Here is a 12,993-nt window from a genome sequence, read left to right as displayed (position 1 = left end):
CGAGAAGCAACAGCGCTAGAGCTGACTGGTTTTAGCGGCCATTATAAAATCGTTTTTGTGTAGCCCTTTGATCTTGTGGGTCCACCAATCTACCGTGACTTTGCCATACTCGGTAATCAGCTTGGGGTGATGCTGAGCGGCTTCGGCCAACTCGCCCACCTGATTGGTAAAGCGTAACGCCTCGGCAAAGTTTTTAAACTCAAACACCCGGGTTAATACCGGAATCCCCTCAACCGTTTTTACCGTCCAGTTAGGTACATCCGCTAAGTGCTGGTCTATTTCGGCTTGGCTAAGCTTTGGCGCCTCGGCGCTACAGGCTTCGCAGGTTTGTTGGTGTAGTGCAGACATCGTCAATCTCCTATCGATCGTGTGGTGATTCGTTATCGTCTCTTCACAGTCACTGCGACACACTAAAGGGCAAGACGTTCCTGCGGATTATCGCTGCTAGTCCACGACCACAGCCGCACATTCACGCACCTTAACACCGCTAGCAGGCACAGCCAGCGGGTGCAAGGTACGTAATGCAGCGTTTTAGCTGACGCTAACCACGCCCTCTTCGATTTTGACACGCCACATTTGCGGGCCCATTTTGTGCACTGACTCACCCTTGCTGTCCACGGCAACCGTAACCGGCATATCTTTTACGTCGAACTCGTAAATAGCTTCCATACCCAGCTCCGGGAAGCCCAGCACCTTAGCCGACTTAATAGCTTGCGCCACCAGGTAGGCCGCGCCACCAACCGCCATCAGGTACACCGACTCGTTATCACGAATCGCGTCAATGGCAATGGGGCCGCGCTCGGCTTTACCAATCATGCCCAACAAGCCGGTTTCTTCCAGCATCGTGCGGGTAAATTTATCCATACGCGTCGCGGTGGTCGGGCCGGCGGGGCCAACCACCTCATCGCGCACCGGGTCGACAGGGCCCACGTAGTAAATAAAGCGGCCCGTCATACCCACCGGCAGCTGCTCGCCTTTAGCGAGCATGTCGGTCATTTTTTTATGGGCCGCATCGCGCCCGGTAAGCATTTTTCCCGACAGCAAAATGGTATCGCCCGGCTGCCACTGCTTGACGTCTTCCGCGGTTACGGTATCCAGGTTGACGCGGCGCACGGTGTCGGACACCTCCCAGCTGATTTCGGGCCAATCGTCCAGCGACGGCGGCGTTTGCAGTGCCGGCCCATCCCCCTTAAGGGTAAAATGAGCGTGCCGGGTGGCGGCGCAATTGGGGATAATCGCGACCGCTTTGTTGGCTGCGTGGGTGGGGTAATCTTTAACCTTAACGTCCAGTACAGTGGTCAGACCGCCCAGGCCCTGCGCACCAATCCCTAACCGGTTTACTTTATCGTACAGCTCAAGGCGTAGCTCTTCGCTGCGATTGTCGGCGCCGCGCGCTTGCAAATCCTGGATATCCACCGGGTCCAGCAGCGCCTCTTTGGCCAGCAGCATGGCTTTTTCGGCCGTACCGCCAATACCTATACCCAACATGCCGGGCGGACACCAACCAGCCCCCATTTTTGGCACCATATCCAGTACCCAGTCGACCACTGAGTCCGAGGGGTTAAGCATGGCAAACTTGGTTTTCGCCTCACTGCCACCGCCTTTGGCCGCCACGTGCACATCAACGGTGTTGCCCGGCACAATGTTGTAGTGAATCACCGCAGGGGTATTGTCGCCGGTGTTTTTGCGTGCACCATCAGGGTCCTCAAGAATCGAGGCGCGCAATACATTGTCAGGGTTGTTGTACGCGCGGCGCACACCTTCGTTAACCATATCGGTCAAGCCCTGGCTGGCCTCCCACTGCACATCCATACCCACTTCCACAAACACGGTTACAATACCGGTGTCTTGGCAGATGGGACGGTGACCCATGGCACACATGCGCGAGTTAATTAGAATTTGCGCCATGGCGTCTTTCGCAGCGGGGTTTGCCTCGCGCTCGTAAGCCTGATGCACGGCCTGAATAAAATCGACGGGATGGTAATAGGAGATAAACTGCAGAGCATCGGCGACGCTCTCGATAAAATCGGCTTCTTTAATCACGGTAGTCATAGCAAAATCTCGACAGCTGCTGGATTTTGCGCGCAATTTTACACCAATACAGACGGGTTTGCCCGTCATATGCGGTCGGTAGACACTAGATCAACCGACCGGCTCTTGCTTTTAAGGTGTCGCTCCCGCGTTGGCACTACTGATTTGCCGCTTAAGCTGCAGAATATCGTTGTTGATATTGCGGCGGTAGGCATCAATAGCGGCAATGGCCTCTTCGTTGGTTTTAACCCGGCCCGCCAAATCGCGCATGCCTGGCAACTGCTGCGAGACTCGCTGCACATCGAGGCTTAAGCTTTCGACCCGGTCGGGGGTCGATTCAAGTTTCGCCAAGGTCTTATTTGCCTGAGTCAGCTGCGCGGTTAGCTTGTCGAGCTGCGCCTGCAGCTCTTTTTTCACGCTGGCGGCACTGGCACTGGCATTGGTTGCACTTTTTTCGGCGCTGCTAACCTGCTTTTTTAAGGTCGCTAACGCGTCTTCGTTGGCGGTAATTTTTTTACGGTTAGTATCGTGTGATACGCCCCACAGCTTGCGAATTTCTGAGTCAGCCCACTCGAGCTTATCCTGAATTTCGTCAACCGTTTGGCTGGACTGATCGGAGTTTAAATTAAGGCGGGTTTCAAGCCCGGCAATGCGGTGCTCGGCATCAGCAAGCGACTTTTGCGACTCCGTTAATTGCCACATTAAATAGCCACTACCGGCCACACCGGCAACGGCCACGATCAAAGCTAATACAGCGACCATGCCCGGGCCACTGCTTGGCTCTGGCGGCGGTGGCGGAGTTGGCTTTGAGGAGGTTTTAGGGCGGCTGGCAGAGGCTCGTGGCGCCGGCTGATCATCGGGCAACTGTTCGTCACGGTCGGGGACAACGCCCCCCAGAGTGGGCTCTTTGCGTTCCATATTAGTCCTATACAGCAAATCAATGGGTCGTGGCAGCGTATACAGCAAACATGCCGGTTACTGGGTAACGGTTATAACAGTTATGGCCAAAAAAAAGAAGTAACCGGCGGCGCACAAAAAACGCCGGCATTGCCGGCGTTTTTTGTTGCCCGGTAAGATCACATAATGTATTCCCAACCGTGCAGATTCGCTATCTTACAACAACTTAGGCAAAGTTGGCGTTAACAAACTCCCAGTTAACCAGTGCCCAGAACGCATCCATATACTTAGGACGCGCGTTGCGGTAATCGATGTAGTAAGCGTGCTCCCACACATCAACGGTCAGCAACGGGGTTACTGAGTCGTCAGTCAGTGGGGTCTCGGCATTAGAGGTGTTAACAATGGCCACAGAACCGTCGGCTTTTTTCACCAACCAGGTCCAGCCAGAACCAAAGTTACCCACGGCTTGCGCGGTAAACTCTTCTTTAAATTTGTCGAACGAGCCAAATGCGGCATCGATCGCGCCGGCTACATCACCGGTAGCGGCGCCGCCACCGTTGGGGCTCAGGCAGTGCCAGTAAAAGGTGTGGTTCCAAATTTGTGCGGCGTTGTTAAATACACCACCTGAAGAGGTTTTAACAACTTCTTCCAAGCTTTTACCTTCAAACTCGGTACCAGGTACCGCAGCGTTGAGCTTGTCTACGTAGGTTTTGTGGTGCTTACCATAGTGAAAGTCTAAAGTCTCTTCTGAGATATGCGGAGCCAGAGCATCTTTTGCGTAGGGCAGTTCTGGTAATTCAAAAGCCATAACGTTCTCCTTAGTACACGGTAAAAAAGCTACACGGTGAAAATACTACACCGGCTCGAGCCGGAATTTGTAAGATTTGTCATCGACGAGGCTGACTGCCGATGTTATTAGATGTGAAGCAATTGTAAGGCCATTAGTATAGGCCCTTAATAAAATAAAGGCACCTACGTGGTAGGTGCCTTTATCGGGAGTGGGCTTACATCATGCCGCCCATGCCACCCATACCACCCATGCCGCCCATATCTGGGGCGCCAGCTGAGCCGCCTTCGTCAGGCTTATCAGCTACCATAGCTTCGGTGGTGATCATCAGGCCAGCAACCGAGCCCGCCGCTTGCAGTGCGGTACGGGTTACTTTAGCAGGGTCCAAAATACCCATCTCCAGCATATCGCCGTAGACACCGGTAGCGGCGTTAAAGCCGAAGTTACCTTCGCCTTTGCGTACCACGTCGGCCACAACCGAGGCTTCTTCACCGGCGTTGGTCACGATCTGACGCAGCGGTGCTTCCATGGCGCGACGGGCAATAGCGATACCCGCGTCTTGCTCTTCGTTGTCACCTTTAAGATCCAAAATTGCAGCCACGGCGCGCAACAGAGCAGTACCACCGCCAGGCACAACGCCCTCTTCTACCGCCGCGCGGGTTGCGTGCAACGCATCTTCTACGCGGGCTTTCTTCTCTTTCATTTCCATTTCGGTAGCAGCGCCAACTTTGATCACGGCAACACCGCCAGCCAACTTGGCCACGCGCTCTTGCAGTTTTTCGCGGTCGTAGTCAGATGAAGTCTCTTCGATCTGAGTGCGAATTTGCGCTACGCGAGATTCGATCTCTTGAGCATTACCCGCACCATCAACGATGGTGGTGTTTTCTTTGCTCATGGTGACGCGCTTAGCGGTACCCAGGTGCTCGAGAGTAACGTTCTCCAGATCCAGGCCCACTTCTTCACTGATCACGGTACCACCGGTCAGTACCGCGATGTCTTGCAGCATAGCTTTGCGACGATCGCCAAAGCCAGGTGCCTTACACGCAGACACTTTCACAATACCGCGCATGTTGTTTACCACCAGGGTGGCCAGCGCTTCGCCTTCTACGTCTTCGGCGATAATCACTAACGGCTTGCCGGATTTAGCTACCGCTTCCAGAGTTGGCAGCAACTCACGGATGTTGGAGATTTTTTTGTCGACCAACAGAACGTAAGGGGCGTCCTGCTCAACCATCATGTTGTCTTGATTGGTAATGAAGTAAGGCGACAGGTAACCGCGGTCAAACTGCATACCTTCAACCACGTCCAGCTCGTTCTCGAGGCTGGTGCCCTCTTCAACGGTGATAACACCTTCTTTGCCGACTTTAGCCATCGCTTCGGCAATGATGTCACCGATGTGCGAATCACTGTTGGCCGAAATAGTGCCCACTTGAGCAATTGCTTTTGGGGTGTCACAGGGCTGAGCAATCGACTGAATGTGAGCTACCGCAGCGGTTACCGCTTTGTCGATACCGCGCTTCAGGTCCATTGGGTTCATGCCGGCCGCTACTGACTTCAGGCCTTCGTTAACAATCGATTGCGCCAATACAGTCGCGGTGGTGGTGCCGTCACCGGCGTCGTCAGAGGCTTTAGAGGCAACCTCTTTCACCATTTGCGCGCCCATGTTTTCAAACTTGTCTTCCAGGCTAATTTCTTTTGCCACAGAAACACCGTCTTTGGTCACGGTAGGCGCACCAAAAGACTTTTCCAGCACAACGTTGCGACCCTTAGGCCCCAAAGTCGCTTTTACCGCATCGGCCAAAATGTTAACGCCTTTTGCCATACGCTGACGGGCGCTATCACCAAACTTCACTTCTTTAGCAGACATAATTCAATTCCTTGCAATAAATCGTTCAACAACACTAATAAAAGGGACGGGGATTACGCGAGAACGGCTTTGATATCGCCTTCGCTCAAAATCACCAACTCTTCACCTTCAATCTCGATGGTGTCGCTGCCGGCGTATTTGCCGAATACAACAGTGTCACCTACTTTCACGTCAACCGGACGAACGTCACCGTTATCCAGCACGCGGCCATTACCCACCGCCACTACTTCACCCTGATTGGGCTTTTCTTTGGCGGAGCCTGGCAAAACAATACCACCAGCGGTCGTTTGCTCTTCTTCCTTGCGGCGAACCACAACGCGATCGTGTAACGGACGAATATTCATGGACTTCTATCTCCAACTAGCAGGTTTAAATGCGTAGTAACAAAAAGGTCAAAACGACAATGTCTAACCCGGGTTACCCCGGATTTTTGCCGAAACCGGCAAAAATTCGGTTGCCGCGTAGGTCAGTTGCCATACGCTTGCGAACTTGCTCAAAAGGTGGGGATGCGTACTGGCGTTTTCAATAGCCTGGGGAGGAAAAAAATCAAAAAAAGCGGAAGTTTTAGGCGAATTCGGCTCGGAACCCGCCAGGGTGATCACTTTTTAGGCAGAGAGTGGTCGTTTTGGGAATCATCGGTGCGCCTAAACTCACCGTCATAGACGTCACCGGGGCCCGGCGAGCGCGGCCCAGATTGCGAGTTCATGTGGGCGCCCTGCACCACTATGCGACGCCCCAGTGCACCAAACAGGGCTTTACGACACGGCGGCAGCAACAGCAAAAAGCCCACGGTATCGGTAAAAAATCCAGGGGTAAGCAACATAGCGCCGGCAAAGGCCAGCATAATGCCCTCGACCATTTCTTGCGCTGGCATTTGCCCCTGCTGCATCCTGTTGCGGGCACGCATAAGGGTAGCAAGCCCCTGCCAGCGCAGCAGCAACACCCCAAACACCGCGGTAAGTATCACCAATGCCACGGTGGGCATAACGCCAATAAGATCACCCACCTGGATAAACAGAGCGATCTCCAGCAATGGCACAATAATAAATAGAAGAAAGAATATAGGCATTAAAGCTCTCCGGTTTTAACCGTATCGCGAGGGTTAGGGGGGTTACCAATCATAACTTACCCCAAGCATTAATCGGGTATCTTCGCGCTGTTTATCCTGCTGTGGTTCGTTATCGACGTTGTAATCGATTTTAACTTCGGAGTACAGGTCGCCGGCTAACAGGGTACTGATTCCGGTGCCGGTGGTCAGGCGCCAGTCGCTGCTATCCTCCAGCGACCGGGTTATCTCATTCTCGTGAAAAAACGACACCCCAAAAGGCAACAAATAGCGGAAGTTAGTTCCCAGCCGCAGGGCAAAACGCTCGTTTATCTCACTAAAGTCAGGCTCAGGCTCTTCGGGAATCTCGTACCGCTCATTCAAATACGTCAACCCAGCCGTCAGCGCCAAAGCGGTATCGGAGTTCTCCCAAAACTGATAACCAGTACCGCTACCAAACGTGTAGTACTCTTCCACACCGCGGGACTCATCGGCCCCCACGGATACATCGTTGGTCCAGAACCAACGTTCGCGAAAAAACCAGTCCAGCGTATAGCGCCCCAGCCAGAGCTCATCGGGGGCCTCTCGGTCGGAAGAATAACTGGCGTACTCAAAATTAGCGTGATGACGAAACTCGCTGCGGCGATATTCAATTTGAGTTTTCATTTTAATATCGCGCCGGACATCGTTACCTTCGGCAAAAAAACCTGACAGGCCAAATTTACCCCGGTAAATATATTCGCCCTCAATATGGCTTTCAAATGGCAGCATTATGTCCAGCGAAGCCAACGGAACACTGCGCTGATCCGGGTCGCCTCCGCAGGAGTAAAATAAGTACTCCTGTTTCATGCCGTCAATCAAGCAAGGGGTAGCGCTGCCACTTAACTTCATTGGCATGGTGGTGCTGATGTTTTTGATTTTGGAGCGGGCGATTTTCACCTCGCCAAAATTACTGCTGCCCCACACCAACGACTCGCCATCGAGCTTAACAAAGTCCCCCTCAAGCCGATCGCCATTGAACAGTTCGACGAACCCTGCCTGGGCCACGCTGACCTTAAATAATAAAAGTACAATGAGTCCCAATTTTTTCACAATCGTAATCACTCTCGCATTACACTAAACAAACAGGCCGGAGCACCGGCTATTCGCTTTATTTAAAGGATTTATATGCGATCCGTGCAAACACCTCAGCCCCACTGCCCGCCGCCCGACCCGCTTTACACAGTTTTGGCGCGCATCCCGGCCGGGCGCGTTGTTACCTACGGGCAACTTGCCACGCTCGCCGGCCGACCCGGGGCCGCTCGCTGGGTCGGCAACCGACTGCGCGCCCTGCCCGAGGATACCCAGCTGCCCTGGCACCGGGTTGTCGCCGCCACCGGCAAGCTGTCATTGCGCGGCGACAGTGCCAAGCACCAGCGCGCCCGGCTCGAAACCGAAGGCGTCGAGTTTCAGCAAGAGCGCATCCGGCTTGCCCATTACCGCTGGCTGGCCGAGTGAGTCTCTCCGGCCGGCTGTAATTGCCGCCCTATCACTAACAGTAAAACAAGGCCCGGAATCACCATCAGCGCTGTTAATACAAAGAACAGCGCCCAGTTACCGCCCAGCCAATCGACGAGCGCACCGCTGCCCGAGGCCAGCGTAGTGCGCCCCAAGTTACCCAAAGAGGCCAATAACGCGTATTGCGCCCCCGAGAACGCGCGCCCCGTAAGCCAGGTCAGCAACGACACAAACGCCACGGTCGAGAAAGCGGCACAAAAGTTATCGACGACAATGGCGGCCATAAACAGGGGTTCATTGGGCCCGACAACCGCAATCCAGGCAAACATTAAATTGCTGGCCGCCATCGCCACGCCACCAATAAACAAACCGCGCACAATGCCGTAACGAATATTGATGGTACTGCCAAGCAGGGTAAAGGCCACCGTAAGTCCCCAGCCGATAAGCTTGGAGTAATGGGCAATATCCTCGTTGGAGAAGCCAATTTCGCGATAAAACACGATGGACATGCGCCCCAAAAAAGCCTCACCAATCTTAAATAAAAATACAAACAGCAGTATCGACAACGCCAGCCGCCAGCCGTTGCGACGAAAAAAGTCGGCAAAGGGCTCGACCACGGTAACGCTTAGCCACACCAGCAAACGATCGAGCTGGCTGCTGCCCGCACGGAGCGCTCCGGCATAGCGCAATTGCGCCGCGGCCTGTAGTTGTTCGCGATCAGTGACGGGCTCGCGCACCAGCAGGGTAAAGCCCATCAGCAAAGCCATTACCAAGGCCATCCAGAGGTACACCCCAGACCAGCCCACCGCATCGGCATTGGCAAACGCCAGATACCCCGGCAGTGAATAGCCCGTCCACCAGCCGATGATACTAACGGCTGACGCCGCGGGCACGCGCGGAGCATCCTCACCGATGATTTCAATCCGGTAGGCGTCGATGGCAATATCATGTGTCGAAGAGCACACCGCAATCCCCAGCGCCAATACCCCGGTCCACAGTAAGCTCACCTCTGGCTGAGTGCCCACCACCCCTAAAATGAGCAGTAACATAAGCCCCTGCAGGGTGATGATCCAGCTGCGACGCAAGCCCAAACGGCGGGTTAAAAACGGCAGCTTTACCCGGTCGAGCAAAGGCGCCCACAAGAAATTAACGGCATAGACGACAAAAACCGCTCCCACCAGTCCCACCTCGGCACGCGAGATGCCCGCATCGGTGAGCCAGCCAGTTAAGTTAGAGCCAATTAAAACGAAGGGAAAGCCAGACGAGCAGCCCAGTAAAAAGACGTACAGTAAGCGAATGTCGCGATATTGTTGCAGTGCCGCGAGCCAGGGGTGGGCTGCAGCGGTACCTGTCTTTTGCATAGCCCGGGCCGGTTGCTCAAATGCGCAACGTTAACAGAAATTAGACGCCAGCGCAGCACCGCCTATAGAGAACTATCGACGCACCTGCAAAGTTTCGTAAAAGGCCGCCAGAGATACCAGTAAGCCGCCCGCAAGGGTGGCCAAACTCGGCACACTGCCTAACAGCAACAGTGCATACAGCACACCATAGACCGGCTGCATACACGACACCAGCCCAACCGTCTTGGGCCGTAAAAAGCGCAGAGAGTAGCCCAGCAGCGCATGGGCAATAGCGGTAAACACTACCCCCAGCAACAGCACCAAGCCAACATCGCTCGTCTGGGGTAACGCGCCAACCAGCCATAATGCCGGCGCTATCATCAAGGCCGTAACAGCGGTTTGATAAGCCAGCGAGCGAGCCGCACTGACTTCACTAAACCAATGCCCCAACAAAATGTTGCGCAAGGCAAACAACAGCGCCGACAACAGCCCCCACATCACCCCCTGGGTAACACGGTTGGCCAAATCAAAATCAGGCACCAATAGGTAAATACCCAGCAGCACCAACACCGCGCTCACCAAGTCGCGCCAATTAAGCCGGATGCGGGTAAAGAAAGGCTCGAGAAAAACCGTCATAACGGGGTAGGCAAACAGCGCAATCATACCGATGGCCACACTGGAAACCTGCATGGCCTGAAAGTAGGTAATCCAGTGCAGCCCTAGCAGCAAGCCTAACAGCAGCATTCGCGCGTAATTACGCAGGCCATCAAGTGCAATGCTGCCCTCGCGCCACTGCACCCACACAAACAACACCAGAGCGGCAATGGCCGTTCGGTATCCTGTGATCTCCCAGGCAGGCAGATCAATGACGCGCGCAAAAATGCCGGTTGCGCCCATGAGCACAACCGTTAGATGTAAAACCCACATTGCCGAGCGAGCGCTATGCATAAGGCTGGGGGCGAGCGCAGCCCGCCATCAAATAAGGGTTACAAGATCAGCGCGATGAGCGGTGACCCCCTCGGGGACCACGATTTCCGCCGCGACCCGAGCCGCGGTTATTGCCTCGCCCACCCTCGCGCGACGAGCGCTCACCAGTGCTCCGCCGAGGCGCTGGCGCCATGGGCGGGGTTTCGGCCAGCAACGCTTCAGGCGGTTGCTCACAGCGAAGGTCCCGGCCCAACAATTGTTGGATCGGCTCCAATAAAAAGGCATCGTCTTCACAGGCAAAGCTGATCGAGGTGCCGCTGTTGCCGGCGCGACCGGTGCGACCGATACGGTGCACGTAGTCTTCCGGCTCTTCCGGCAGCGTAAAGTTAACCACATGACTGATGCCGTCGATGTGGATACCGCGTCCGGCGACATCCGTCGCCACCAACACTTTAATGTTGCCGTCTTTAAAGGCGTTTAACGTTGACACTCTCTTATTTTGCGCAATCTCACCGGACAACAGCCCCACCTTGATACCGTGACGCTTGAGCTTGTCTTCCAGTCGGCGGCATTCGTCCCGGCGATTGGCAAACACGATCATGCTCTCTACCAAATCCTCTTGAATCAGGTTGTACAGTAAGGTGTATTTTTCATCGGTACTGGCCAGGTATACATGCTGTGTCACGGTGTCGGTGGCGACACTTTTGGGCTCGATCACCACCGTTTCCGGGTTGTGCGTCCACTGCTCGACCAAGCGGTGCACCTCATCGGTAAAGGTGGCCGAGAAGAACAGTGTCTGGCGCTCTTCGCGGCGTGGCGTTTGCCGCACAATTTGCCGAACTTGCGGGATAAACCCCATATCCAGCATACGGTCGGCTTCATCGATGACCATGATTTCCAGCTGATCCAAATGCACATCTTGGTTGCGACAAAAATCCAGCAAGCGCCCCGGCGTAGCCACCAAAATATCCACCAAACTATCGTTTAAGCGGCGCTGTTGTTTGCCGTAATCCATACCGCCTACTAACGTGTGAACCTGCAAGTCGGTGTATTTGCACAGTTGCTCGGCATCGTCGGCGATCTGCATCACCAACTCACGGGTTGGCGCAATCACCAGCGCCCGCGCCTCTCCGGCGTAGCGCTGCTCCTCGAGGGGGTGCTTAATAAGATCTTCAATAATCGCGGTTAAAAAGGCGGCGGTTTTACCGGTACCGGTTTGGGCTTTGCCCACCACATCGCGACCTTTAAGGGCAAACGGCAGCGATTGCCCCTGAATAGGCGAGCAGTACTCAAACCCTAAGTCGGCAATGGCATGCATCAAATCATTGTCGAGATTAAAATCGTGAAAGCGGACCTTGCCCTCTACTTCAGGCACAGCAAACTGTGAGATATCCCAAGGCTGCTTGGGGGGGCGTTTATTTTTAGAACGTGAAGAGCTCCCGCCTGCGCCGCTTTTGCGGGGTTTATCCCCAGCCGATGCAGAGGCCGGGTCTTTGGAGGATGTGGGTGTTTTATCAGGGTTTTTAGGGGCCGATTTAGGGTCGCGCTTAGGGCGACTGCCGGAGCCGTTTTTTGAGCCACTCTGGGCGCCGTGTTTGGGCTTTTGGCTTCGGGCCTGCTGGGGCGCAGCCGTTGCTTCGCGGGTGTTATCGGCCTGTTTCGGTGTGCTGTCGCCACCGACGATTTTCTTAAACAGCTTTGCGATCAAAATAAAACACCTGTTGATTAAAATGTGGGCGGAGTATACACGATTATGCGGCTATTAGCCCTTTTCGTGCCGCTAACGCACCCGGGGCTCTCACCTCAAACGCCTTTATATGAGTGTTCATCTCGCGCCTGGGCGATTATGATTGGCCTCCTATGGCAAGGAGCTCGTTTATGCGTATCAGCGTTCTACAACATGTCCCGTTTGAAGACACCGGCAGCATGGCCAAAGAGTTTAGCGCGCGCCGCTATCAGGTCACCACTCACCACCTGTTTCGTGGCGACTCGCTGCCAACAACAGATGACTTTGACTGGCTCGTGGTGATGGGCGGTCCCATGAATGTCGGTGACATCACTGAATTCCCCTGGCTTGCCCCCGAGCAACAGCTCATTGCCGCTGCCATAGCTGGCAACAAACGAGTACTGGGGATTTGTTTGGGAGCGCAACTGATTGCCAGCGCGCTAGGTGCCCGCGTAGTGCCGGGAGAACACAGAGAGATTGGCTGGCATCCACTACAGGGGATTAGCAGTAACTCGGTGTATGCAGCACTGTTTAATGATAACCCCACCGTTTTTCACTGGCACGGAGACACCTTTACCTTGCCCCAGGAGGCGGTTCAGTTAGCCCGCAGCGAAGCCTGCGAGCAACAAGGGTTTGCCATTGGCCGGCGGGTACTGGCGCTGCAGTTTCACCTGGAGACGACGGCCGATTCGGCCCGGGCGCTACTAACACATTGCGCCGACGAACTCGACGGCAGCCGATACGTACAAACACCCGAGCAGCTCGCCGGCACCGAGGCTCAATTTGCAACCATCCACCGCTTAATGCGGCGCGCAATTGACATAATGGCCGCCGCCGATAGCAAGTAACTCACAACGCGCGCACTAAAAAGAACGC

Annotated in this window: 13 protein-coding genes; 2 read left to right on the top strand and 11 right to left on the bottom strand. The window is 54.7% G+C overall.

The annotated features are described in order from the left end of the window. Window positions 1-15: 15 nt before the first annotated feature. The 8 genes from SD69_RS08380 to SD69_RS08345 all read right to left on the bottom strand — a co-directional run bounded on the left by SD69_RS08380 (window position 16) and on the right by SD69_RS08345 (window position 7,719). Window positions 16-348 carry a 4a-hydroxytetrahydrobiopterin dehydratase gene (locus SD69_RS08380; protein ID WP_041522852.1) on the bottom strand — a complete coding sequence of 111 codons (333 nt, stop codon included), beginning with the start codon at window positions 346-348 and terminating at the stop codon, window positions 16-18. A gap of 183 nt (window positions 349-531) precedes the next feature. After that, window positions 532-2,052: a fumarate hydratase gene (locus SD69_RS08375; protein ID WP_041524599.1), complete on the bottom strand. Its 1,521-nt coding sequence runs from the start codon at window positions 2,050-2,052 to the stop codon at window positions 532-534. A gap of 111 nt (window positions 2,053-2,163) precedes the next feature. Further along, complete coding sequence (locus tag SD69_RS08370) at window positions 2,164-2,949, bottom strand: hypothetical protein (RefSeq protein ID WP_052481000.1); 786 nt, start codon at window positions 2,947-2,949, stop codon at window positions 2,164-2,166. A gap of 205 nt (window positions 2,950-3,154) precedes the next feature. Then, window positions 3,155-3,736, bottom strand: a complete 582-nt coding sequence (sodB, locus tag SD69_RS08365; protein WP_041522851.1) for a superoxide dismutase [Fe] — start codon at window positions 3,734-3,736, stop codon at window positions 3,155-3,157. A 196-nt stretch (window positions 3,737-3,932) separates the two neighbouring features. Next, window positions 3,933-5,582: a chaperonin GroEL gene (gene groL / locus SD69_RS08360; protein ID WP_041522850.1), complete on the bottom strand. Its 1,650-nt coding sequence runs from the start codon at window positions 5,580-5,582 to the stop codon at window positions 3,933-3,935. 53 nt (window positions 5,583-5,635) lie between these two features. Further along, entirely contained in the window at window positions 5,636-5,926 is a 291-nt protein-coding gene (gene groES, locus SD69_RS08355; RefSeq protein WP_041522849.1) for a co-chaperone GroES, read from the bottom strand. A gap of 254 nt (window positions 5,927-6,180) precedes the next feature. Next, entirely contained in the window at window positions 6,181-6,651 is a 471-nt protein-coding gene (locus SD69_RS08350; protein ID WP_041522848.1) for an FxsA family protein, read from the bottom strand. 42 nt (window positions 6,652-6,693) lie between these two features. After that, a complete protein-coding gene (locus SD69_RS08345; RefSeq protein WP_157471638.1) occupies window positions 6,694-7,719 on the bottom strand; it encodes a DUF481 domain-containing protein in 1,026 nt (341 codons plus the stop codon). 75 nt (window positions 7,720-7,794) lie between these two features. On the opposite strand from SD69_RS08345, the gene SD69_RS08340 reads away from it, so the two are divergent. Then, a complete protein-coding gene (locus tag SD69_RS08340; protein ID WP_052480998.1) occupies window positions 7,795-8,124 on the top strand; it encodes an MGMT family protein in 330 nt (109 codons plus the stop codon). Here SD69_RS08340 and SD69_RS08335 read toward each other — a convergent pair. The 3 genes from SD69_RS08335 to rhlB all read right to left on the bottom strand — a co-directional run bounded on the left by SD69_RS08335 (window position 8,103) and on the right by rhlB (window position 12,099). Next, window positions 8,103-9,485 carry an AmpG family muropeptide MFS transporter gene (locus SD69_RS08335; protein ID WP_041522847.1) on the bottom strand — a complete coding sequence of 461 codons (1,383 nt, stop codon included), beginning with the start codon at window positions 9,483-9,485 and terminating at the stop codon, window positions 8,103-8,105. The genes SD69_RS08340 and SD69_RS08335 overlap by 22 nt on opposite strands. Before the next feature lie 72 nt (window positions 9,486-9,557). Further along, window positions 9,558-10,391: a DMT family transporter gene (locus SD69_RS08330; RefSeq protein WP_269745018.1), complete on the bottom strand. Its 834-nt coding sequence runs from the start codon at window positions 10,389-10,391 to the stop codon at window positions 9,558-9,560. Between the two features lie 67 nt (window positions 10,392-10,458). Beyond that, on the bottom strand, window positions 10,459-12,099 hold the full coding sequence (gene rhlB, locus SD69_RS08325; protein ID WP_232301169.1) for an ATP-dependent RNA helicase RhlB: 1,641 nt from the start codon (window positions 12,097-12,099) through the stop codon (window positions 10,459-10,461). 170 nt (window positions 12,100-12,269) lie between these two features. Between rhlB and SD69_RS08320 the strand changes: the two genes are divergently transcribed. Beyond that, on the top strand, window positions 12,270-12,965 hold the full coding sequence (locus SD69_RS08320) for a type 1 glutamine amidotransferase (RefSeq protein WP_041522845.1): 696 nt from the start codon (window positions 12,270-12,272) through the stop codon (window positions 12,963-12,965). The last annotated feature ends 28 nt before the right edge of the window (window positions 12,966-12,993 follow it).

This window comes from Gilvimarinus agarilyticus (assembly GCF_000832015.1).
Lineage (GTDB): Bacteria > Pseudomonadota > Gammaproteobacteria > Pseudomonadales > Cellvibrionaceae > Gilvimarinus > Gilvimarinus agarilyticus.
Note: the sequence above shows the minus strand (reverse complement) of the source record. Positions and strands in the feature narration are given on the sequence as shown.

What these genes read in the sequence shown, in the direction of transcription:
- SD69_RS08380 (WP_041522852.1), bottom strand. Translation starts at nt 348, where the DNA reads ATGTCTGCACTACACCAACAAACCTGCGAAGCCTGTAGCGCCGAGGCG.
- SD69_RS08375 (WP_041524599.1), bottom strand. Translation starts at nt 2,052, where the DNA reads ATGACTACCGTGATTAAAGAAGCCGATTTTATCGAGAGCGTCGCCGAT.
- SD69_RS08370 (WP_052481000.1), bottom strand. Translation starts at nt 2,949, where the DNA reads ATGGAACGCAAAGAGCCCACTCTGGGGGGCGTTGTCCCCGACCGTGAC.
- sodB (WP_041522851.1), bottom strand. Translation starts at nt 3,736, where the DNA reads ATGGCTTTTGAATTACCAGAACTGCCCTACGCAAAAGATGCTCTGGCT.
- groL (WP_041522850.1), bottom strand. Translation starts at nt 5,582, where the DNA reads ATGTCTGCTAAAGAAGTGAAGTTTGGTGATAGCGCCCGTCAGCGTATG.
- groES (WP_041522849.1), bottom strand. Translation starts at nt 5,926, where the DNA reads ATGAATATTCGTCCGTTACACGATCGCGTTGTGGTTCGCCGCAAGGAA.
- SD69_RS08350 (WP_041522848.1), bottom strand. Translation starts at nt 6,651, where the DNA reads ATGCCTATATTCTTTCTTCTATTTATTATTGTGCCATTGCTGGAGATC.
- SD69_RS08340 (WP_052480998.1), top strand. Translation starts at nt 7,795, where the DNA reads ATGCGATCCGTGCAAACACCTCAGCCCCACTGCCCGCCGCCCGACCCG.
- SD69_RS08335 (WP_041522847.1), bottom strand. Translation starts at nt 9,485, where the DNA reads ATGCAAAAGACAGGTACCGCTGCAGCCCACCCCTGGCTCGCGGCACTG.
- SD69_RS08330 (WP_269745018.1), bottom strand. Translation starts at nt 10,391, where the DNA reads ATGTGGGTTTTACATCTAACGGTTGTGCTCATGGGCGCAACCGGCATT.
- SD69_RS08320 (WP_041522845.1), top strand. Translation starts at nt 12,270, where the DNA reads ATGCGTATCAGCGTTCTACAACATGTCCCGTTTGAAGACACCGGCAGC.